Below are 20,053 nucleotides of genomic sequence, written 5' to 3'. Positions count from 1 at the left end.
CGGATATACGAATGCAACCGCGCTGACGACAGGATCGAAAAAAGCTGTCCTCACTGCTTGTGGGGAGAGTCCATATAAGTTGTTAGGTCGATGTACCACGTTTCAACCGCCGTTCTGCGGCTGCACGCATCAACGGCCAGTTTTCTTTGCTCTTCAGTGCGTCCGTATAGCCTTGATTTGCAGCAGCCTCAAGCATTTGCTCAGCCAGCTCCAGCGCTGAAGCATCTCCTCGCGAAAGAACCCTCGTATGATATTCAATGAAGAGCATGTACTGTGACTCTGCATCTCCTTGGCTTGCAGCAAGCTCGTACTCCGCCACTTCGCGCTGATGCCGCTCTTCATTCAGTGTTTCATAAGGTCGGACGCCAATTTTCTTAAATGAAAATGAATCTATAAGTGAGAAGATTGCTCGGCCAAGCATTTTTTCGGCGTCGTCAGCAGGCATATTTAAAATATATGGAGTATCTAGCCTGGCACCATCGAACTCTTTAGCGCGGATTTCTTCTGTGTCGCCAATGGCGACGGTATAAAGAATGACTTCATTCTTCTCTTCATCGAAGTGAATCAAGATGTCTCGCTTTCCGTGCTTGGACACTGCGCAGTTCTCCTTTGAGACCTAACGATTAAGCTAAGGGGCGGCGGAACGCCGTCCCAGCGAAAGAAATGAGCGATTTCAGCGCCTTGTTAGGCATTTCGCACATAGAGTAGCAAAGCATTATTCAATATCAATGTATTTAGTATGTGCATGTATGCCGCAAGGGCAGCACTCTTTCGGCGACCATCTGACGACGATATAGGGCTTTCCATTTCCCTTTTTTTCTACTGTGAATTCTGCGCGAGCAACCCCAGACGTGAAGCTGGGGCTAAGCGTTTCGTGTGGCTCGGAAGTGGAGGCGCTTTTAACATCGCTCTCGGTATATGCGAGAGTTATTATTGGATCAGATAAATCTTCCACCTTTCGCGGGACTGTAACCCTATATCTGTTTAAGCCAGAAAGTTTTTCAAGTTTTATTAGATCATCGAATTCTTGCCCGCTCCTTGGTGCATAACATGCCAACGAAGCTTGTGAAAATAGGAAGCTGATGATGATTATGAAAGTACGCATGTTTTGCCTAACGTTTGGTTAAGGGGCGGGCTTTAGCCCGTCCCAGTGAGCGTAGCGAACGGTTTGAACCTGTTGTTAGGCATTTGCATTGCTGGTGTAGATTGCACGATAGATGGCCCCGGCGAGCCCAGCCCAAAATACCAAAGCTATTGCTAATAAATCTGGCCACAACGCAGTAATAGATATTGCCCCGGATATTGCTACAGGAATTAAGATGCAGTACGTATAGGTAAGTTTTTTGTTGGCTTCTAGTGCTGGGTGTAGGAAGTAGACCAAGCCAGCCGCCATGATTATGCCCAGTGGGACTGCAAAGATAAATGCGATTGCTAGGTTCATTGGATTAATAGATGCGTATATTTTCTCAGGTAAGACAACCGATGCTGCCATTGTTGTAGCCGCTGCTAATATTGGAGCAAGTATGGTGGCGGTTTCGCGGCGCATGTGGGTGTGCCTAACGTTTGGTTAAGGGGCGGGCTTTAGCCCGTCCCAGCGAGCGGAGCGAGCGATTTGAACCGCTTGTTAGGCAAGCGGTTCGAAGGGCGGCAGCGGGGCGCTGATGCGACGCCGTACCTGCCTTTGATTTTTGATGTACTTGCATGCGTTCCTTCGCCTTTCCACTTGGGGTTTGCTGGCGTGATGTTATGGCCAGCGTGATGACATTGCTCTCAGCGGACAACCTGCCGGCCAGCGATTTTATGGCCTGGGCGATGATATGGCTTCCACCGATTTCCGGCCCGGTCACGATTTCAAATGCGCCGATGCTTTTTCAGGGATATGCACGGTGCCGGATTATTCATTCTGCGATTTCCCCTGGGTGCACGGCTTTGAGCTCTATATGCCTAACGTTTGGTTAAGGGGCGGGCTTTAGCCCGTCCCAGTGAGCGAAGCGAACGGTTTGAACCATTTGTTAGGGGCCAATAACGCGCCCGGTTCCATCATTTAAAGCAACTCGAATTTTGTTTTCAAATGCTGATTTTTGTATAGGGTCAGTTAGATCAATTTTACCTACTACAACTCTATACTGCGGAGTTTCAAAAGCAGGGAAAAGACGAATTTCCACAACTATATCGGCGCTATTATTGTCAACCTTCGCTGTCCATTCCAAATGGTGATGCCCAGCAGGGTCAGGCGGTGGGATCTCCCAATCGCCACCGATTAAGTATGAAATATTGTCATCTCTATTAAGAATTACGTCTATAAGCTGTTTGTGTGGAATAAATCCGCCCAACCCAAGCTCAGCAACAATATACGAATATGCTATTTTAGCTAGCATTCTTGCAAATTCATTTGGAACAGCCATGAATTGCATTTTTCTGTCCCAGTTGTATTCTGCGACAAGTTTATCTAATTCTTTTTTGCTAAATATTGTTATGGGGAGCCAGTTAAATTTTGACTGATCTTCAGTATTTCCCTTCAGATAGTCACACTCTTCATACTTGTACATGATAAGAGTTACTGGGCACTCTTTGTATGGGACTTTTTTCTTTCCAGTATTTCCGAAATTATCTACTGTGCCAATCTCTATAAATTCTGGGCGTTTATTCTTTCTTCTTGTCTTTACGCCATACCTGATTCTGAAGTGACCAAAAATTCTTCTAGCTACAGTGTGCTCATATTTATGAGTTTCTTTTTCGCATGACTTGCAGCTTGCCTTAGGTAAAATCATTGCTCCATTGAGTGATAGCGGAATTATGTGCTCATCTCCAAGCACTCCTTTGCTATTACCACAATATATGCATGATTGTACTGGTGGGTATTTCATTTGGTCCCTAACAAGAATTAGGCCCCCTAAATGGGGCGTTGGATTACACCAGAAATGGTGCATAACGCCTTCCCTGGTAATCTAACCCATTGAAAAATATAGCAGTGGTCCGTGCTTAGGGGACTTGGACAAGGATGGATTAGGCACCATGGAAAGCAAGCCAAAATTACTCGACCAGCTTCGCGCCGTCATCCGTACCAAGCATTACAGCATTCGTACCGAGGAGGCTTACGTAGGCTGGGTGCGGCGATTCATTCTGTTTCATGGAAAGCGGCATCCGCAGGAAATGGGGGCACAGGAGATCGAAGCATATTTGTCCCACTTGGCCGTGCAGCGCAATGTCGCGGCATCTACGCAGAATCAGGCGCTCGCGGCGGTTCTGTTTCTCTACAAGGAAGTGCTCGGCATGGAGTTGCCGTGGCTCGACGGGGTTACGCGTGCACGGCGTCCCGAACGGTTGCCTGTGGTGTTGAGCGTCTCGGAGGTTCAGCGTTTGCTGGCGGCGATGGAGGGAACGACTGGCCTGATGGCACAGCTCATGTATGGCACGGGCATGCGGCTGATGGAGGTATTGCGCTTGCGGGTAAAAGACGTGGATTTCGAGCGCCGACAGATTTTGGTGCGCGATGGAAAGGGACAGAAAGATCGCGTCACTCTGCTGCCGGAGCGTTTGCAGGGGGCTCTGAGCAGCCATCTGCAATGGGTGCGGACCTTGCACGATAGTGACTTGATGGACGGTTTCGGCGAAGCGGTGCTGCCCTTTGCACTGGCGCGTAAGTATCCGAACGCCGGTCGCGACTGGGGATGGCAATTCGTGTTTCCTTCCACGCGACTGAGTGTCGATCCCCGGTCTGGCAAGCGGGCTCGTCACCATGCGGATGAGAAAACCCTGCAACGAGCGATTCGGGCGGCGCTGCGAATTGCGCGGATCGACAAGCTAGCCAGCAGTCATACGCTACGCCATTCGTTTGCTACGCATCTGCTGGAGCGCGGCTACGACATTCGCACTATTCAGGAGTTGTTGGGGCATAAGGACGTGAGTACGACGCAGATTTATACCCATGTGCTCAATCGTGGCGGCTGTGGCGTGATCAGCCCGCTGGATGCCTGAGCCCTCTCACTGCTCCACCCCTCGCAATCGCTCGGAGCGCCGGCGCAGCAGCTCCAGCGTCACCAACAACGCAATCGACACCAATATCAACAACGTCGCAATCGCCAGGATGCTCGGGTTGATCTGTTCGCGCAGCCCCGAAAACATCTGGCGGGGGATGGTGCGCTGTTGGGGGCCGGCCATGAAGAGGATGACCACCACTTCGTCGAAGGAGGTGATGAAGGCGAACAGGGCGCCGGAGATCACGCCGGGGCGGATCAGCGGCATGATGACGTCGAAGAATGCGCGCAGCGGGGTGGCGCCGAGGTTGAGGGCGGCGCGGACCAGGGAGTAGTCGAAGCCGGCCAGGGTGGCGGTGACGGTGATGATGACGAAGGGCGTGCCCAGGGCGGCGTGGGCGAGGATCACGCCCAGGTAACTGCCGGCCAGGTTGAAGTTGGAGTAGAAGAAGAACATGCCGGCGGCAGTGATGATCAGCGGCACGATCATCGGTGACAGCAACAGCGCGGTGATGAAGCGGCGGAACGGCATATCGTCGCGGGCCAGGCCGACCGCCGCGCAGGTGCCCAGGGCGGTGGCGACGATGGTGGAGCAGATGCCGATGAAGAAGCTGTTCTGGATCGCCAGCACCCATTTCGGGTCATCGAAGATCGCCCGGTACCAGCGCAGCGAGTAGGCGTCCGGGTCGAGGCGCAGCATGCCTTCGGTAAAGCTGAAGAACGGCTCGACGTTGAACGACAGCGGCACGATGACCAGGATCGGCAGGATCAGGAACAGCAGCACCAGCCAGGAGCCGAAGCTCAGCAGGCGGGCGCCGAGACGGTGCCAGAAACCGTAGTAGGCGGGAATCATGCTCACCCCAGTTTGATGTTGCTGGCGCCGACGAAGCGGTCGTACAGCCAGTAGAGCAAGAGGATCAGCGCCAGCAGGATGGAGCCCAGCGCGGCGGCCAGTTCCCAGTTGTTCGAGCGCTGCATGTGGAAGGCGATGATGTTGCTGATCATCTGCCCGTCGGTGCCGCCGACCAGCGCCGGGGTGATGTAGTAGCCGACGGAAATGATGAACACCAGCAGGGCGCCGGCGCTGAGGCCCGGCAGGGTCATCGGGAAGTAGATGCGGGCGAAGGCCGGGATCGGTCTGGCGCCAAGGGACAGGGCGGCGCGCAGGTAGCTGGGGTCGATGCCGCGCATCACGCTGTACAGCGGCAGGATCATGAACGGCAGCAGGATGTGGGTCATGGCGATGATGGTGGCGAACGAGGTGTAGAGCATCTCCAGCGGTTCGCCGGTGAGGCCGACGCCCATCAGGAAGGAGTTGATCACGCCGTTGGTCTGCAGCAGGGCGATCCAGGCGGTGGTGCGTACCAGCAGCGAGGTCCAGAACGGCAGCAGTACCAGTACCAGCAGCAGGTTGGCGCGGTTCGACGGCAGCCCGGCCAGGTAGTAGGACAGCGGGTAGCCGAGCAGGGCGCAGAGCAGGGTGATGACCAGCGCCATGTTCAGGGTCTTGGTGTAGAGCTGCAGGTAGATCTGGGTGTCTTCGCGTACCTGGATGCCGTCGTCCGGGTGCAGTTCCAGGTCGAGGGCGGTCAGGTAGTAGTCGTAGGTGTACGGTTGGCCGGCGCGCTGGATGGCGAACCAGAGATCCGGCTTGCTCCAGTTGCGATGGGCCTTGAGCAATTCGTCGGCACCGCGCTCGGCGAGGGCCTGTTCGTCCAGGCGGCCAAGCTTGCGCGCGCTGGATTTGACCACGCTGGACATGCCGGCGTAGGCGCGGTTGAACTCTTCGGCCAGCTTGCCGGAGAGGCGCTGCTTGGCCAGGTCGTGAAGTTCGCTGGCGAACACGCTCAGGGTCTGCGCGTCCGGGGTCTGCTTGCCGTCCCAGCGCTCCAGTTCGTCGAGGGTTTGCGGAATCAGTTCCGCCACCGTCGGGTGGTGCACGCTGCGCCAGAGCATGCTGCCGATGGGCGCGACGAAGGTCAGCAGGATGAACAGCAGCAAAGGCACCACGAAGAGGAACGCGGTCCACCGTTTGTGGCGGCGGCCGGAGGCGGCTTGCTTGGCTTCGCTGGTGGTCAGGGATGACAAACGAGAACTCCTGATGCGGATTTGCGCGGTGTGCCCCTCACCCCCGGCCCCTCTCCCGGTGGGAGAGGGGAGGGTGACGCCCGGATCAGCGCAGTGCCATCCGGGGTGGGCGGGTTACTTCAGCAGCCACTCGTTGAATTTCTCGCCGAGGGACTCGCCGTAGTCGGCCCAGAACTCCGAGCCGGCCTGGATGCCCTGGTCGAGGTGGGCGGTGGGCAGGTGCGGGGCGGCGGCGGGGTCCATCATCGGCGTGGAGGACTTGCGGGTCGGGCCGTAGGCCACATCCGACATGCCCGCCAGCGGCTTGGACTGGGTGGCGTAGGCGATGAACTTGAAGGCCAGGTCCTTCTTCGGCGAGCCCTTGAGCACGGCCCAGGCGTCGAGGTCGTAGACGTGGCCGTCCCAGACGATCTCGAACGGCTTGCCTTCCTGGCGGATGGCGTCGTAGAAGCGGCCGTTGGCCGACTGCACCAGCACCGCGCCGCCGTCGTTGAGCAGTTGCGGGGCCTGCGACCAGGAGTCGAACCAGACGATGTCGTTCTTGATGGTGGCCAGTTTGTCGAAGGCGCGCTGCTGGCCTTCCGGGGTGGCCAGCACCGCGTAGACGTCCTCGGGCTTCACGCCGTCGGCCATCAGCGCCCACTCCATGTTCACCTGCGGGCGCTTGCGCATGGCGCGCTTGCCGGGAATCTTCTTGGTGTCGAAGAAGTCTTCGATGGACGCGGCCGGGGTCTTGCCGATGGTGTTCTTGTTGTAGGCGAACACCACCGACCAGACGATGTTGCCCACCGCGCACTCGCTGGCCAGTGCCTCGGGGATGAAGTCCTCGGCGGCCGGCTTGCCGTCGGCACCGGCGGGCAGGATGTCGCGCGGAATCTCTTCCAGCAGGCCTTCGGAGCAGGCGCGCTCGAGGTCGATCACCTCGACGTCGACCACGTCCCACTGGATGTTGCCGGACTCCACCTGGGCCTTCATCTCGGCCACGCCGCCGGAATAGTCCTCGAACAGCACCTTGACCCCGGTGTCCTTCTGGAACGGGTCGATCATGTGGTTCTTCTGCGCCGCGCCGTAGGCGCCGCCCCAGGACACCACGGTGAGGCTGTCTTCGGCGCTGGCGCTGGCGGAAACCAGGCCCAGTGCGGCGGCGAGGGTGAAGGCGGAAACGGTCGTGCTCAGTGTTCTAACCATTGCTTTGCTCCATTTGCCGGTTTTTTGTTCAGAGCGTCGTCGGGACTTCCTGCCGGTCCAGGGCCTGGCTGTCGCTGGGCAGCCAGGCCAGGGCGACTTCTTCCTGGGCGCTGAGTTGCGGGGCTGAACTGTCGTTCAGATTCTTCACCACCAGCTCGCTGCCGTCGGCGGCCTGGAAGTGGTAGCGAATGTATTCGCCGACGTAATGGCGGGTGACGAAGCGCGCGCGCACCTGGTTGCCGGCATCGCCGAGGCGGGTGGTAAAGGTCAGCTTTTCCGGGCGCACCGAGACGGTGGTCGGTTGCCCCAGTGTGGTGCAGTTGGCCTTCAGTGCGCTGACCTGGGAGCCGTCGACCAGGCGCACGCTGACGGTGTCCTCGCCCACGGTTTCGACGACGCCGGGCAGCTTGTTGCTCTCGCCGATAAAGTCGGCGACGAACAGGTTGGCCGGACGCTCGTAGAGCACGTGGGGCGGCGCGCACTGCTGGACGATGCCGTGGTTGAATACGGCGATGCGGTCGGACATGGTCAGCGCTTCGGTCTGGTCGTGGGTGACGTAGATGACGGTGAAGCCGAGCTGCTCATGCAGGCGCTTGATCTCGAACTGCATCTGCTCGCGCAGCTTCTTGTCCAGCGCGCCGAGCGGTTCGTCCATCAGCACGATGTCCGGGGCGAAGATCAGCGCGCGGGCCAGGGCCACGCGCTGGCGCTGGCCGCCGGAAAGTTGGCCGGGATAGCGGTTGCCGAAGGATTGCAGCTCGACCAGGGCCAGGTATTCGTCGACCTTGGCGCGGATTTCGTCCTTGGGTTTCTTGCGGATTTTCAGCGGGTAGGCGAGGTTCTCGCGGATGGTCATGTGCGGGAACAGTGCGTACTGCTGAAAGACCATGCCGATGTTGCGTTCGTAGGGGGCGATGCTGGTGACGCTGCGGCCGTTGATCAGGATCTCGCCGCTGGTCACGTCCTCGAAGCCGGCGAGCATCATCAGGCAGGTGGTTTTGCCGGAGCCGGAGGGGCCGAGCAGGGTGATGAATTCGCCCTGGGCCACCTCCAGGTTGAAGTCCTTCACCACCAGGGTCTTGTGGTCGTAGGTCTTCTTCACATTGGTGAATTGCAGGAACGGTCGATCCTTGGCTTGGTCGGCCATCAATCCTCCCCCGATCGGGTCAAGTGCTCTGCATCGGTGCCGGACTTATGGCCCGGCGACCCCGTCACCCGCTTGCCGGGCGTACCGGGTGCGGGTCTGTGGGGTTTCCTAAGGCAATTAGCGCGCCAGAAGATGACTGGCCAGTCGCTATGCCGGATTCAGCATAGACCATGCTGGCCATGTAGCCCTGGCTGGGGTGCTGGGTAACAGATACCTGGTGCCGGGCGTTACTGGAGGCTGAACGGTCGGCGCGGCTGTCTTGCCGATGGCCCCCGTGAGGCTGCCTGCGAAGGATTGGACGCTGTGCGGTTGAGGAGCGAAGCGACGAAGCCCAACTACGCGTCACGGCGCGGCTCGGTCACGTTGGGCTTCGCTACGCTCAACCGCAACCTACTGGCTGGCGACTGGGTAGGCGGGCCTTGCCTGCGAAGGCAGGACGGCACTGATGGTTCCCGGGCGTGGCCCGCTCCTGCGGAACGTCAACTCAGCTCGGCAGGATGCGGCAGGTCAGGCTCTTGATGTAGCGGGTCTCGGCGATGGCCGGGTGCACCGGGTGGTCAGGGCCCTGGCCGCCGCGTTCGAGCAGTTGCATGCTGCGGTCCAGGTGGCGGGCGCTGGAGAGCAGGATGTTCTGCAGGTCGTCTTCCGGCAGGTGCATGGAGCAGGAGGCGCTGACGAGGATGCCGTCCTTGTTGAGCAGGCGCATGGCCTGTTCATTGAGGCGGCGGTAGGCGGCCTCGCCGTTCTTCAGGTCCTTCTTGCGCTTGATGAAGGCCGGCGGGTCGGCGATCACCACGTCGAAGCGTTCTTCGGCGAGCTTCAGCTCCTTCAGCGCCTCGAACACATCGCCTTCGACGCAGGTCATCTTCTCGCCGACGCCGTTGAGCGCCGCGTTGCGCTCCACCCCATCGAGGGCGAAGCCCGAAGCGTCGACGCACATCACCTCGGCAGCGCCGAAGGCGGCCGCCTGCACGCCCCAGCCCCCGATGTAGCTGAACAGATCGAGCACGCGTTTGCCCTGCACGTAGGGCGCCAGGCGCGCGCGGTTCATGCGGTGATCGTAGAACCAGCCGGTCTTCTGCCCTTGCAACACCGGGGCTTCGAACTTGACGCCATTCTCTTCCAGGGCGACCCACTCCGGCACTTCGCCGTAGGCGGTGGCAACGTAGCGCTCCAGGCCTTCCGCATCGCGGGCGGCAGAGTCGTTCTTCCACAGCACGCCGCTGGGCTTGAGCACCTGAATCAGCGCGGCGAGCACGTCGTCCTTGTGCCGCTCCATGGCCGGCGAGGCCAGTTGCACCACCAGCACGTCATGGAAACGGTCGACCACCAGGCCGGGCAGCAGGTCGGCATCGCCGTAGACCAGGCGATAGCAGGGCACGTCGAACAGCCGCTCGCGCAGGGACAGGGCGACATTGATGCGGTGCACCAGCAGCGACTTGTCGAGCACGTGCTTGGTATCGCGGGAGACCAGGCGGGCGCAGATCAGGTTGTTCGGGCTCAGGGCCACCACGCCCAGCGGCTTGCCGCCGGCCGCTTCGAGAATGGCCTGGTCGCCGGCGGCGAAGCCGTTGAGCGGGGTCGCCGCCACGTCCACCTCGTTGCTGTAGACCCACAGATGGCCGGCGCGCAGGCGACGGTCGGCATTGGCTTTTAGGCGCAGGCTGGGCAGGGACATGGGGGGCTCCGGGAAAAAGAGCGGAAGTATAACCCGCCGCTTGCGATGGGCGCAGCGAAGCCGCGCAGCCGAGTGTCATCCTGCCGGCTCTGTTCGCGGGCGTGAACAGCTCCTGCGGCGGATACCCGCGAACCCGGCATTCGCTCTGCCGCGGCTCAGGCCGCCAGCGCCTCGATGAGCTTCTGATTGAAAGCGGGAATGTCGCCGGGGTTGCGGCTGCTGATCAGTGTGCCGTCGACCACCACTTCCTGGTCGACCCAGTGGGCGCCGGCGTTTTTCAGGTCGTCGGCCAGCGACGGCCAACTGGTCATGGTCTTACCCTTGACCAGGTCGCAGGATGCCAGCAACCAGGCGCCGTGGCAGATCACGGCAATCGGCTTGCCGGTGCGCGCGGCATCCTGCACCAGCTTCTGCGCCAGCGGCACGGTGCGAATGGCATCGGCATTGACCACGCCACCGGGCAGTACCAGAGCGTCGTAGTCCTCGACATGGACATGTTCGAGGGTCTTGTCGACATCGAACTTGTCGCCGGGCGTCGTGTGATGCCAGCCGGTGACCTGCCCGGCGTGGTCGCTGACGATCTCGGTCCGGGCGCCGGCCTTTTCCAGGGCCTCTTTGGGGCCGGTCATCTCGGCCTGTTCGAAACCGTCGGTCACCAGCAGTGCTATACGTTTGCCATTGAGGGTGTCGGCCATTTATAAACTCCTGATCCGGGTTGAAGATTCGCCGCGTCTGCCGATACACCGGCGGGCGGGCTCCTTGAAATTCCGACCCCGCCCTACCGCAAAGTTCCAGCCTGCTGCCTGAGCGGCTTACCACGAGCATTTCCGTCATGGCCCTTGAACTCTCCGCCGAACAGATCCGCCAGGTGCTCCAGGGCATCAGCGTGCCACCGCAACCGCAAATCATGGTCGACCTGCAGATGGAACAGGTCATGCCCAATCCCGACCTGAAGACCATTGCCAAGCTGATCGGCCAGGACCCCGGCCTGTCCGGCGCGCTGCTGAAGATCGTCAATTCGCCGTTCTTCGGCCTGGCCAACCGCATTGCCTCGATCCAGCAGGCGGTCAACCTGCTCGGCTGCGACACGGTGATCAACCTGATCAACGCCCAGTCGATCAAGGGCGAGATGAGCGACGAGGCCATCGTCACCCTCAATCGTTTCTGGGACAGTGCCCAAGACGTGGCGATGACCTGCCTGAGCCTGGCCAAGCGCATCGGCTACCAGGCGCCGGACGAGGCCTACACCCTGGGGCTGTTCCACAATTGCGGCATCCCGCTGATGATCAAGCGCTTCCCCAACTACATGAACGTGCTGGAGGAGGCCTATGCCAGCGCCACCGCCGAGCGGCGCATCGTCGACACGGAAAACCGCATCCTCAATACCAACCATGCGGTGGTCGGCTACTTCATTGCCAAGTCATGGAACCTGCCGTTGCACCTCTGCGAGGTGATCGCCAACCACCATAATGCCTTGTCGATCTTCAGCGACGATTCCGGCCGCGATGCGCAGTTGAAGACGTTGCTGGCGATCCTGAAGATGGCCGAGCACATCTGCGCCACGCCACAGGTGCTCGGCGCCCAGCTGGAAGATTTCGAGTGGCAGAGCATCGAGACGATGGTGCTGGAGTATGTCGGGCTGTCCGAATACGACTTCGAGAACCTCAAGGAGAGCATTCGCGAGCTGAGCCTCAGCTGAACCCACCCACCTCGTCGGCCTGCGGCATTCCTGCTAAGGTTTGCCGCCCGCCGCTGCCGTTCGCCGTCATGCCTGAACTACCCGAAGTCGAAACCACCCGTCGCGGCCTGGCCCCGCACCTCGAAGGCCAGCGTGTCAGCCGCGTGATCGTGCGCGAGCGGCGCCTGCGCTGGCCCATTCCCGAGGACCTCGACGTGCGCCTGTCCGGGCAGCGCATCGAAGGCATCGAACGGCGTGCCAAATACCTGCTGTTCCAGGCCGAGGCCGGCACCCTGATCGGCCACCTGGGCATGTCCGGCAGCCTGCGCATGGTGCCGGCGGACTTGCCGGCGGCCAAGCACGAGCATGTGGATATCGTGCTGGAAAGCGGCATGGCCCTGCGCTACACCGACCCGCGACGGTTCGGCGCGCTGCTCTGGAGTCTCGATCCGCTCAACCACGAATTGCTGCGTAGCCTGGGCCCGGAACCGCTGACCGAGGCGTTCGCCGGCGAGCGGCTGTACCAGCTGTCCCGCGGGCGCAGCATGGCGGTCAAGCCGTTCATCATGGACAACGCGGTGGTGGTGGGGGTGGGCAACATCTACGCCAGCGAAGCGTTGTTTGCTGCTGGCATCGACCCCCGGCGCGCCGCCGGCTCGATCTCGCGAGCGCGCTACGAGCGGCTGGCGCAGGAGATCAAGCGGGTGCTGGCCCATGCCATCGAGCGGGGAGGCACGACCCTGCGCGACTTCGTCGGCGGCGACGGCCAGCCCGGCTACTTCCAGCAGGAGTTGTTCGTCTACGGCCGCGGCGGCGAATTCTGTAAAACCTGCGGCGGCACCCTGCGCGAGGTGCGCCTGGGCCAGCGGGCCAGCGTCTTCTGTGGTCGCTGCCAGCGCTGATGCGCGGTTTGCGTGGCGATTGACGTCCGTCACGCTGACAATTGCGCGAGCACTGTTATAGTTACTTGCACTGCCACCTATAGCTAAGGACCGCTCCATGAATCTGTTCCGCTCGACTGCCGTTGTCTTGGCGCTGACCACTGGCCTGCTGGCGATGCCGGCGCAGGCGAATGAGGTGGCCCAACAGAACACCAGCGGCGATCCGCATTACACCGCCAACGCGCCCAAAGGCTTCGCCATGGCCGGTGACCTGTTGATCGCCCGTCCGCTGTTGATCGGTGCCACCGTCGTGGGTGCCGGCCTGTTCGTCATCAGCCTGCCGTTCTCCGCCCTGGGCGGCAACGTCAAGGAAGCCGGCAAGGCACTGGTCGTCGAACCGGGCCGCGAAGCCTTCGTGCGCTGCCTGGGTTGCACCACCAGCGGCTACAAGCAGGACTGATCGCCTGAAATGACCGAAAAGAGCCGCTCCCGTCTGGTACGGGCGCGGCTTTTTTCATGGTGCCTGCTGTTTGCTTTGCTCGGACTGTCCTTCTGGTTCAGTGCCGGCTGGTTGCAGCTCTGCGCCGGACTGGCGCTGTTCCTGTTTGGCATGCGGTGCCTGGAGGAGGGCTTGCGCCAGCTCGCCGGCGGCTGGCTCGAACACCTGCTGGCGCTGAGTACCGCCACGCCCTTCAAGAGCCTGATGTTCGGCATCAGCTCCACCATGCTGGTGCAGTCCAGCTCCCTGGTTTCCTTGTTGACCATCGCGTTCGTCAGCGCTGGCCTGGTCCAGCTTGGCGCCGGCATCGCCATCCTGTTCGGCGCCAACCTCGGCACCACCAGCGGCATCTGGCTGCTGGCACTGGCCGGGCAGGACTTCAGCCTGAGCCCCCTGGCCCTACCTTTGCTGGTATTCGGCGTGCTGGCCGGTTTTGCCGGCGCCCGCGGGCAGGCCATCGGTCGGGTGATACTGGGCGTGGCCTTCCTGTTCCTCGGCATCGAACAGATGAAGGCCGGCTTCTCCCTCATCGAGACCGGGCTCGACCCGGGCCGCTGGCACGTATCAGGGCTTGCTGGGCATATGCTGTTCGCCGGGCTGGGCGTGCTGGTCACGGTGCTGGTGCAGTCCAGCCACGCCAGCCTGATGTTGACCCTGGCGGCGCTGGCCAGCGGCCAGTTGGTGTTGGAGCAGGCGTTGGCCATTGCCATTGGCTCCAATCTCGGCAGTACGGTGACCGCGGTAATCGGCGCCCTCGGCGGCGGCCGTGCCGGTCAGCGCCTGGCCCTGGCCCACGTGTTGTTCAACCTCGGTGCCGGGATACTGGCCCTGGCCCTGCTGGAGCCGCTGGCATTGCTGGTGCGCGGGTTGCTGACGCCGTTCGGCCTGGGTGACAACGGCCTGCTGCAACTGGCGCTGTTCCATAGCCTGTTCAACGGCTTCGGGGTGCTGTTGTTCTGGCCCTGGCAGGCGCAGTTGGCCCGGCTGCTGCAACGGCTGCTGCCGGAGGCGGACGAGCCGCGCGTGCTGATCACCGAGGTGCTGGCTGATACCCCACCGCCGCAGACCCGCGCCCGTTACCTCGACGAGAGTGCCCTGGCCTCCGCCGACAGCGCCGCCCACGCGGTGGTGCGCGAGTTGCAGCACCTTGGCCGCCTGAGCCTGGAGGTGATTTGCCATGCGCTCTATCTGCCGGTCGACCAGTTGTTGCGCGCGCAACCGGACGAGGCCGTGCTGCGGTCCCATCCTGACCCGCGTGGCCTGGATGCCGAGCAGCTCTACCAGCGGCACATCAAGGGCGTATACGGCGATCTGCTGAGTTTCATGAGCCGCCTGGAAGTCGGCCTGGACCCGGGCCAGCAACGGCTATGGGTGGGTTGCCAGCTGGCCGCGTTGCAACTGGTGGATGCGGTGAAGGATGCCAAGCACCTGCAAAAGAACCTGGGCCACTACCTGCGCCAGCCGGAATCGCCGGCCCGCGAGGCCTATGTCGAGCTGCGCAGGCACCTGCTCGGGGTGCTGCGCGACGTGCGCGAACTCGGCCGGCTGGAACTGTCCGAGCAGGCCTGGGCCGAGCGCCTGCACCAGCTGGACGAGAGCGCCGCCGCCTTCGACAGTGCGTTTCGCCAGCGCCTGTTCGCCGCCGTGCGCGAGCAGCACCTGGATGGCCTGCGGGCCGGTTCGCTGATGAACGACCTGGGATATGCCAGCCGCATCACCCAGAGCCTGCGCAATGTGCTGCTATTGGGCGCAGGGGACGGCAACGAGCTGTTGCGAGACGTGCGCAAGCTGGCCGAGGAAGACGGGCAGCCGCTGATCCAGCTGGAGTGACGGCGCGGATCAGGCCTTGCCGGTGATGATCAGGTACTTCTGCATCAGTTCGTCCTTGCTCTCGACATGGTTTTCGTCGAGCGGGATGCAGTCCACCGGGCAGACTTGCTGGCACTGCGGCTCGTCGTAGTGGCCGACGCATTCGGTGCACAGGTTCGGGTCGATCACATAGATCTCCTCGCCTTGGGAGATCGCGCCGTTCGGGCATTCGGGTTCGCAGACGTCGCAGTTGATGCAGTCGTCGGTGATGATCAGGGACATGGGGCACTCCCGCCGCGGTTGTCGACCGGCGGCACTGGAAACAACGATGGGGCGAATTGTGCCGCATCGGCGCCCATCATGCATCTGGGCGCCTGACCGGTGGGGCCGCTTACTGCTTGAGGCGCTTGGTCAGCGCCTCGGCGACCGCCGGATGGACGAATTTGGAGATGTCGCCGCCGAGCGCGGCGATTTCCCGCACCAGGGTCGAGGAAATGAACGAATACTTTTCCGACGGCGTGAGAAACAGGCTTTCCACGTCCGGCGCGAGCTGACGGTTCATGTTGGCCAGCTGGAATTCGTACTCGAAGTCGGACACGGCGCGCAGGCCGCGCAGCAGGATGTTGGCCTGCTGCTCCTTGGCGAACTGCGCCAGCAGGGTGGCGAAGCCCATCACCTCGACGTTCGGCAGGTGGCTGGTGACTTCGCGAGCCAGTTCCACCCGTTGTTCCAGCGTGAAGAGCGGATTCTTCTTCGGGCTGGCGGCGACCGCGATGATCACGTGATCGAACAGCCGCGAGGCGCGCTCGACCAGATCGCTATGACCCTTGGTGATGGGGTCGAAAGTCCCTGGGTACAACACTCGATTCATCGTGGCGTCCTGGCGGGTGGCCGGTGGGGCCTCGGATGGTAGCGCAGCCTGGGGCGGACGGCCAAGCCGATGGTCTAGCCTGCACCTTTATGGTGCACCAACAGGCTGAGCATGGCAGCCAGTAGCAGGCAGGCGAGCGCCAGCCAGTCGGCCAGCACCACGCGTTGCAAGGCGGCGTTATAGCCCGGCGTCAGCCCTGCCAGCAGCAGGAAGCTGGTCACGCTGATCAGCCCCGCGCAGAGCGCGACCGGTTGCAGCGCCGGCCGGAACGCGGCGTAGACCAGCAATGCGCCGAGCAGGCCGAACAGCACGGCGCGGTGACGCATGAGCAGCGCCAGGTTCGGCTCGTCGAACGGCACGCCATAGAGCGCGCCGCTGAGCGGCAGGATGTGGATGATGCCCGCGACGATGAGCAGTGCCGCCACGATTTTTCCCATTGCCCGCTCTCTGCTCTACGCCTTGCCCAGCCGCTCCGCCAGTTGGGTGGCCAACTGCGCGGTAAGGCCATAGATCGACAGCTGCGGATTGGCGCCGATGCTGGTGGGGAACAGCGAACCGTCGTGGATCGATAGGTTCTCCAGCTGATGATGGCGGCCGAGGCTGTCGGTCACCGCCTGGCGCGGGTCTTCGCCCATGGCGCAGCCGCCCATTACGTGGGCGCTGCCCAGGCGGGTGCGGAACAGTTCCAGGCTCAGGCCGTCGATCAGCTCGCGGGCCTGCTGTGGCGTCTTCACGTAGTCGGCGTCGGCATGGAGCGGCAGTACCGCCCTGGCACCGGCGGCAAACTGGATCTCGGCCATGCTGTGGAAGGCCCGGCGTACGCCCTCCCAGGTGTAGTCGGTGAGTCGGTAGTCGAGTACCGGGCTGCCGTCGCCACGCAGCTCCACCGTTCCTTCGGAGCTGTCCGGATGGAAGCCGTCGCGCAGCAGGGCGAGCATCACGTTGGTGTGCGGCAGTTGTTCCATGCGCAGGGCATTGTCGACGCCGAAGCGGCCGAGCAAGGTGGCGGTCAACGCCGGGTGCAGCGGCGGCACCTCCAGTTTGTAGCCCATGGCGCCCGCGGTGCCGTCCAGCCACTGGAAGTGGTCGGAATAGATCGACTGCGGGGCGCCGTAGAACGGATTGATGACCTGGTCGAACTGCGCCGCGGAAAAATTCACCAGGTGCAGGAAGGTACGCTTGCCGGCACGTTCGTAGGGGTCCGGCGCGTCGGAGCGCAGCAGGATGCCGGGGGTGTTGATGGCGCCGCCGGCCAGCACATAGTGGCGGGCCTTGACCAGGATCTTGCGACCGGTGGGGGCCACGCAGCGTTCGTCCAGGCCCAGGCATTCGATGCCGGCGACCCGCTCGCCGTCCAGCAGCAGGCGTTCGGCGCGGGCCAGGTAGAGCAGCTCGCCACCCTTGTCGAGGGTGGCCGGGATGGTGGTGACCAGCATCGACTGCTTGGCGTTGGTTGGGCAGCCCATGCCGCAGTAGCCGAGGTTCCAGCAGCCCCTGACGTTGCGCGGAATGACCTTCCAGTGGTAGCCGAGCTTGTCGCAGCCGGTGCGCAGTACTTCGTTGTTGGCATTGGGCGGCAAGGCCCAGGGCGCGACACCGAGGCGCTCTTCCATCCTGGCGAACCAGGGTGCCATCTCGGCGACGCCATGGCCCTTGACGTTGTGCTCCCGGGCCCAGTGTTCGAGGGTCGCGTCCGGGGTGCGGAAGCTGGAGGTCCAGTTGATCAGCGTGGTGCCGCCCACCGCCCGGCCCTGGAGGATGGTGATGGCGCCATCCTTGCTCATGCGACCGATGCCTTCCTGATAGAGGCTGGTGTAGGCCAGGTCCTCGCGCATTTTGAAGTCGTTGCTGGTCTTCAGCGGACCTTCCTCGATCAGCAGTACCTTGAGGCCGGCCGCGCTGAGGATTTCCGCCGTGGTGCCGCCGCCGGCGCCGGTGCCGACGATGGCCACGTCGGCTTCCAGCGTCAGGTCGTTTTCCAGGCGTGAGCCGTCGTAGGTTTTCCAGCCGCGGGCCAGGCCATCGGCGAACAGATCGGGTACGGGCATGTCGGGCACTTCTCTCGTGATTCTGGCGGCGCTGCGCTCGATGAGGGGGCGGTTGCGGTCAGACCGTCGGCGGGCCGGGGTAGCCGCAGTGCGCCCAGGAGTCTGGCTGGCCATACCAGGCCATCATCACCAGTTGCAGCAGCGAGGCGTGGCCCATCTTCAGCAGGCCGATGGAGCTGTTCTGCCAACGCGCGAGAAAGGCGCGCATGTCGTCGGCGCCGGCGTTCTCCCAGCTGCCCCAGATGCCGGTCAGCGGACCGCGGGTGACCGGCATGGCCAGCACATCGAACAACTGCTGGGTGAGCTTGAGCATCTCCGGCGATAGCCGGTTCAGGCCGAAGTCGATGCTCTGCAGGGTGTCATCCATGGCCTTGGGCATGCGTGCCGGCGCCACCGCGCCATCCAGCAGCACCGGAATCAGCGCGGTCAGGAACGGCAGGTCGGAGTCGCGCAGTACCGCGTAGTCGCCGCTCGGCGCATCCGATGAGCAGCCACTGAGGCTGGCTGCCAGCCCGCCGGCGGCGAGAAACGCCCCGCCGAACAGGCCGACCTTGAGCAGGCCGCGGCGGGAGAGGTTAACGCTGTCTGTCATGGTCGTACTCACCGCACGAAGAGCCGGTAGACCAGCTTCTGGATCGCCTTGCCATAGGGCGGGTAGATCATGCGCGCGGCATTGAAGCGCGGCTTGCTGAACACGCCTTTGGCCTTGCTGAAGGTGAGGAAGCCTTCGTGACCGTGGTAATGCCCCATGCCCGACGGGCCGATGCCGCCGAACGGCAGGTCGTCCTGGGCCACGTGCAGCAGGGTGTCGTTCAGGCACACGCCGCCGGAGTGGGTTTCGTGCAGCACGCGCTGGTGTTCTCCCTTGTCGTAGCCGAAATAGTAGAGCGCCAGCGGGCGCGGGCGCTGGTTGACGTAGGCGAAGGCGTCGTCCAGGCGGTCGTAGGGAATCACCGGCAGCAGCGGGCCGAAGATCTCCTCCTGCATCAGCTTCATCTCGTCGTTCACCTCCAGCACGATGTGGTGCGGCAGGCGCCGGCCCTGGGCGTCGGGGAACAGCGGGATGAGCTGCGCGCCCTTCGCCTCGGCGTCGGCCAGGTAGCTCTTCAGGCGCAGCAACTGGCGCTCGTTGATGATCGCCGTGTAGTCGGGGTTGTCCCTCAGTTGCGGGTAGAACTGCTGGACGACCTGGCGATAGGCATCGACGAACGCGCCCAGTCGCTCGCGAGGCACCAGCACGTAGTCCGGTGCCACGCAGGTCTGGCCGGCGTTGAGGGTCTTGCCGAAGGCGATGCGCTCGGCGGCGTCCAGCAGCGGCACGTCCTGGGACACGATGGCCGGCGACTTGCCGCCCAGCTCCAGGGTCACCGGGGTGAGGTTCTCCGCCGCGGCACGCATCACGTGCTTGCCGATGCTGGTCGCGCCGGTGAACAGCAGATGGTCGAACGGCAGTTTGGAGAAGGCCATGCCCACCTCCGCCTCGCCCAGCACCACGGCGACCTGGTCTTCGGGGAAGATGCGCGCCAGCAGGTCCTTGAACAGCTGCGCGGTGGCCGGGGTCGACTCGCTCATCTTGATCATCACCCGGTTGCCGGCGGCCAGCGCGCCCACCAGCGGGCCCACCGCCAGGTACAGCGGGTAGTTCCAGGGCACGATCACCCCGACCACGCCGAGCGGCTGGTAGATCACCTTGGCCGAGGCCGGCTGGAAGGCCAGGCCGACCGAGCGGCGCGAGGGCTTCATCCATTTGCTCAGGCGTTTGCTGACGTAGTGGATGCCATGCAGGCTGGGCATCAGCTCGGCCAGCAGGGTTTCGTCGGCCGAGCGGTTGCTGAAGTCCTCGGAGATGGCGCGAATCAGTGCCTCGCGCTCGGCCGACAGCAGGTCGCCGAGGGCCTTCAGCCATTGCTTGCGCTCCTGCGCGCTGGGCATCGGCTGGGCCTGGAAGGCGGTGCGCTGGGCGTTGAACAGAGACTCCAGGCGATCGATATCGGTCTGGGTGCGTTGCAGGTAAGCGATGTCGGCGACCATTCGGGCGTTCCTCGGCGATCGGCTGTGGCGTGCGAGAATTTTTAGAGTAATTACTCTAAACTGTCAAATAGCATCTCGCGCCGGGTTAAGCTGCGCACCTGCCGAAAAGTTGGGCAGCCCCTGCCGGCTGCGTTACCTTTTGCCCGGCGCCGCCCTGC

20 protein-coding genes are annotated in these 20,053 nt (G+C 62.5%); 5 read left to right on the top strand and 15 right to left on the bottom strand.

Features of this window, described 5'->3' with window-relative positions:
* Positions 1-82 precede the first annotated feature (82 nt).
* The 3 genes from ACWKV7_RS16640 to ACWKV7_RS16630 form a co-directional block, all read right to left on the bottom strand.
* On the bottom strand, positions 83-595 hold the full coding sequence (locus ACWKV7_RS16640) for a hypothetical protein (RefSeq protein ID WP_483858803.1): 513 nt from the start codon (positions 593-595) through the stop codon (positions 83-85).
* Positions 596-1,180: 585 nt separating this feature from the next.
* Positions 1,181-1,546: a hypothetical protein gene (locus tag ACWKV7_RS16635; protein ID WP_483858802.1), complete on the bottom strand. Its 366-nt coding sequence runs from the start codon at positions 1,544-1,546 to the stop codon at positions 1,181-1,183.
* Positions 1,547-2,012: 466 nt separating this feature from the next.
* Positions 2,013-2,930 carry a hypothetical protein gene (locus ACWKV7_RS16630; protein ID WP_483858801.1) on the bottom strand — a complete coding sequence of 306 codons (918 nt, stop codon included), beginning with the start codon at positions 2,928-2,930 and terminating at the stop codon, positions 2,013-2,015.
* 85 nt (positions 2,931-3,015) lie between these two features.
* On the opposite strand from ACWKV7_RS16630, the gene ACWKV7_RS16625 reads away from it, so the two are divergent.
* Positions 3,016-3,978, top strand: coding sequence for an integron integrase (locus ACWKV7_RS16625; RefSeq protein ID WP_483858800.1), 963 nt, complete (start codon positions 3,016-3,018; stop codon positions 3,976-3,978).
* Between the two features lie 6 nt (positions 3,979-3,984).
* Here the strand turns inward: ACWKV7_RS16625 and ACWKV7_RS16620 are convergent, their stop codons facing one another.
* The 6 genes from ACWKV7_RS16620 to ACWKV7_RS16595 form a co-directional block, all read right to left on the bottom strand.
* On the bottom strand, positions 3,985-4,830 hold the full coding sequence (locus tag ACWKV7_RS16620) for an ABC transporter permease (protein ID WP_483858799.1): 846 nt from the start codon (positions 4,828-4,830) through the stop codon (positions 3,985-3,987).
* A 2-nt stretch (positions 4,831-4,832) separates the two neighbouring features.
* On the bottom strand, positions 4,833-6,065 hold the full coding sequence (locus tag ACWKV7_RS16615) for an ABC transporter permease (protein ID WP_483858798.1): 1,233 nt from the start codon (positions 6,063-6,065) through the stop codon (positions 4,833-4,835).
* A 114-nt stretch (positions 6,066-6,179) separates the two neighbouring features.
* The gene (locus ACWKV7_RS16610; RefSeq protein ID WP_483858797.1) at positions 6,180-7,253 is read right to left on the bottom strand and encodes an ABC transporter substrate-binding protein; all 1,074 of its coding nucleotides are present in this window, start codon (positions 7,251-7,253) and stop codon (positions 6,180-6,182) included.
* A gap of 28 nt (positions 7,254-7,281) precedes the next feature.
* Positions 7,282-8,400: an ABC transporter ATP-binding protein gene (locus ACWKV7_RS16605; protein ID WP_483858796.1), complete on the bottom strand. Its 1,119-nt coding sequence runs from the start codon at positions 8,398-8,400 to the stop codon at positions 7,282-7,284.
* 484 nt (positions 8,401-8,884) lie between these two features.
* Positions 8,885-10,078, bottom strand: a complete 1,194-nt coding sequence (locus tag ACWKV7_RS16600; protein ID WP_483858795.1) for a class I SAM-dependent rRNA methyltransferase — start codon at positions 10,076-10,078, stop codon at positions 8,885-8,887.
* A 155-nt stretch (positions 10,079-10,233) separates the two neighbouring features.
* Positions 10,234-10,773, bottom strand: coding sequence for a type 1 glutamine amidotransferase domain-containing protein (locus ACWKV7_RS16595; RefSeq protein ID WP_483858794.1), 540 nt, complete (start codon positions 10,771-10,773; stop codon positions 10,234-10,236).
* A 137-nt stretch (positions 10,774-10,910) separates the two neighbouring features.
* On the opposite strand from ACWKV7_RS16595, the gene ACWKV7_RS16590 reads away from it, so the two are divergent.
* From ACWKV7_RS16590 to ACWKV7_RS16575, 4 genes are all read left to right on the top strand, one after another.
* Positions 10,911-11,777, top strand: coding sequence for an HDOD domain-containing protein (locus tag ACWKV7_RS16590; RefSeq protein ID WP_487249223.1), 867 nt, complete (start codon positions 10,911-10,913; stop codon positions 11,775-11,777).
* 68 nt (positions 11,778-11,845) lie between these two features.
* Positions 11,846-12,658: a bifunctional DNA-formamidopyrimidine glycosylase/DNA-(apurinic or apyrimidinic site) lyase gene (gene mutM, locus ACWKV7_RS16585; protein ID WP_483858793.1), complete on the top strand. Its 813-nt coding sequence runs from the start codon at positions 11,846-11,848 to the stop codon at positions 12,656-12,658.
* 97 nt (positions 12,659-12,755) lie between these two features.
* A complete protein-coding gene (locus ACWKV7_RS16580) occupies positions 12,756-13,097 on the top strand; it encodes a multidrug transporter (RefSeq protein WP_483858792.1) in 342 nt (113 codons plus the stop codon).
* Positions 13,098-13,106: 9 nt separating this feature from the next.
* Positions 13,107-14,966 carry a Na/Pi cotransporter family protein gene (locus tag ACWKV7_RS16575; RefSeq protein WP_483858791.1) on the top strand — a complete coding sequence of 620 codons (1,860 nt, stop codon included), beginning with the start codon at positions 13,107-13,109 and terminating at the stop codon, positions 14,964-14,966.
* 9 nt (positions 14,967-14,975) lie between these two features.
* On the opposite strand, the gene ACWKV7_RS16570 is transcribed toward ACWKV7_RS16575, so the two are convergent.
* From ACWKV7_RS16570 to ACWKV7_RS16545, 6 genes are all read right to left on the bottom strand, one after another.
* The gene (locus ACWKV7_RS16570) at positions 14,976-15,227 is read right to left on the bottom strand and encodes a YfhL family 4Fe-4S dicluster ferredoxin (protein WP_090446608.1); all 252 of its coding nucleotides are present in this window, start codon (positions 15,225-15,227) and stop codon (positions 14,976-14,978) included.
* Positions 15,228-15,336: 109 nt separating this feature from the next.
* A complete protein-coding gene (gene coaD, locus ACWKV7_RS16565) occupies positions 15,337-15,816 on the bottom strand; it encodes a pantetheine-phosphate adenylyltransferase (RefSeq protein WP_483858790.1) in 480 nt (159 codons plus the stop codon).
* A 74-nt stretch (positions 15,817-15,890) separates the two neighbouring features.
* The gene (locus tag ACWKV7_RS16560; RefSeq protein WP_483858789.1) at positions 15,891-16,253 is read right to left on the bottom strand and encodes a phosphopantetheine adenylyltransferase; all 363 of its coding nucleotides are present in this window, start codon (positions 16,251-16,253) and stop codon (positions 15,891-15,893) included.
* A 15-nt stretch (positions 16,254-16,268) separates the two neighbouring features.
* The gene (locus ACWKV7_RS16555; protein WP_483858788.1) at positions 16,269-17,864 is read right to left on the bottom strand and encodes a GMC family oxidoreductase; all 1,596 of its coding nucleotides are present in this window, start codon (positions 17,862-17,864) and stop codon (positions 16,269-16,271) included.
* Positions 17,865-17,922: 58 nt separating this feature from the next.
* Positions 17,923-18,468: a twin-arginine translocation pathway signal protein gene (locus ACWKV7_RS16550; protein ID WP_483858787.1), complete on the bottom strand. Its 546-nt coding sequence runs from the start codon at positions 18,466-18,468 to the stop codon at positions 17,923-17,925.
* On the bottom strand, positions 18,465-19,934 hold the full coding sequence (locus tag ACWKV7_RS16545) for a coniferyl aldehyde dehydrogenase (RefSeq protein WP_483858807.1): 1,470 nt from the start codon (positions 19,932-19,934) through the stop codon (positions 18,465-18,467). Before ACWKV7_RS16545 ends, ACWKV7_RS16550 begins: the two co-directional genes overlap by 4 nt.
* Positions 19,935-20,053: the final 119 nt, after the last annotated feature.

Source organism: Zestomonas ipomoeae (assembly GCF_057128665.1).
This window is presented reverse-complemented; position numbering and strand designations above follow the sequence as displayed.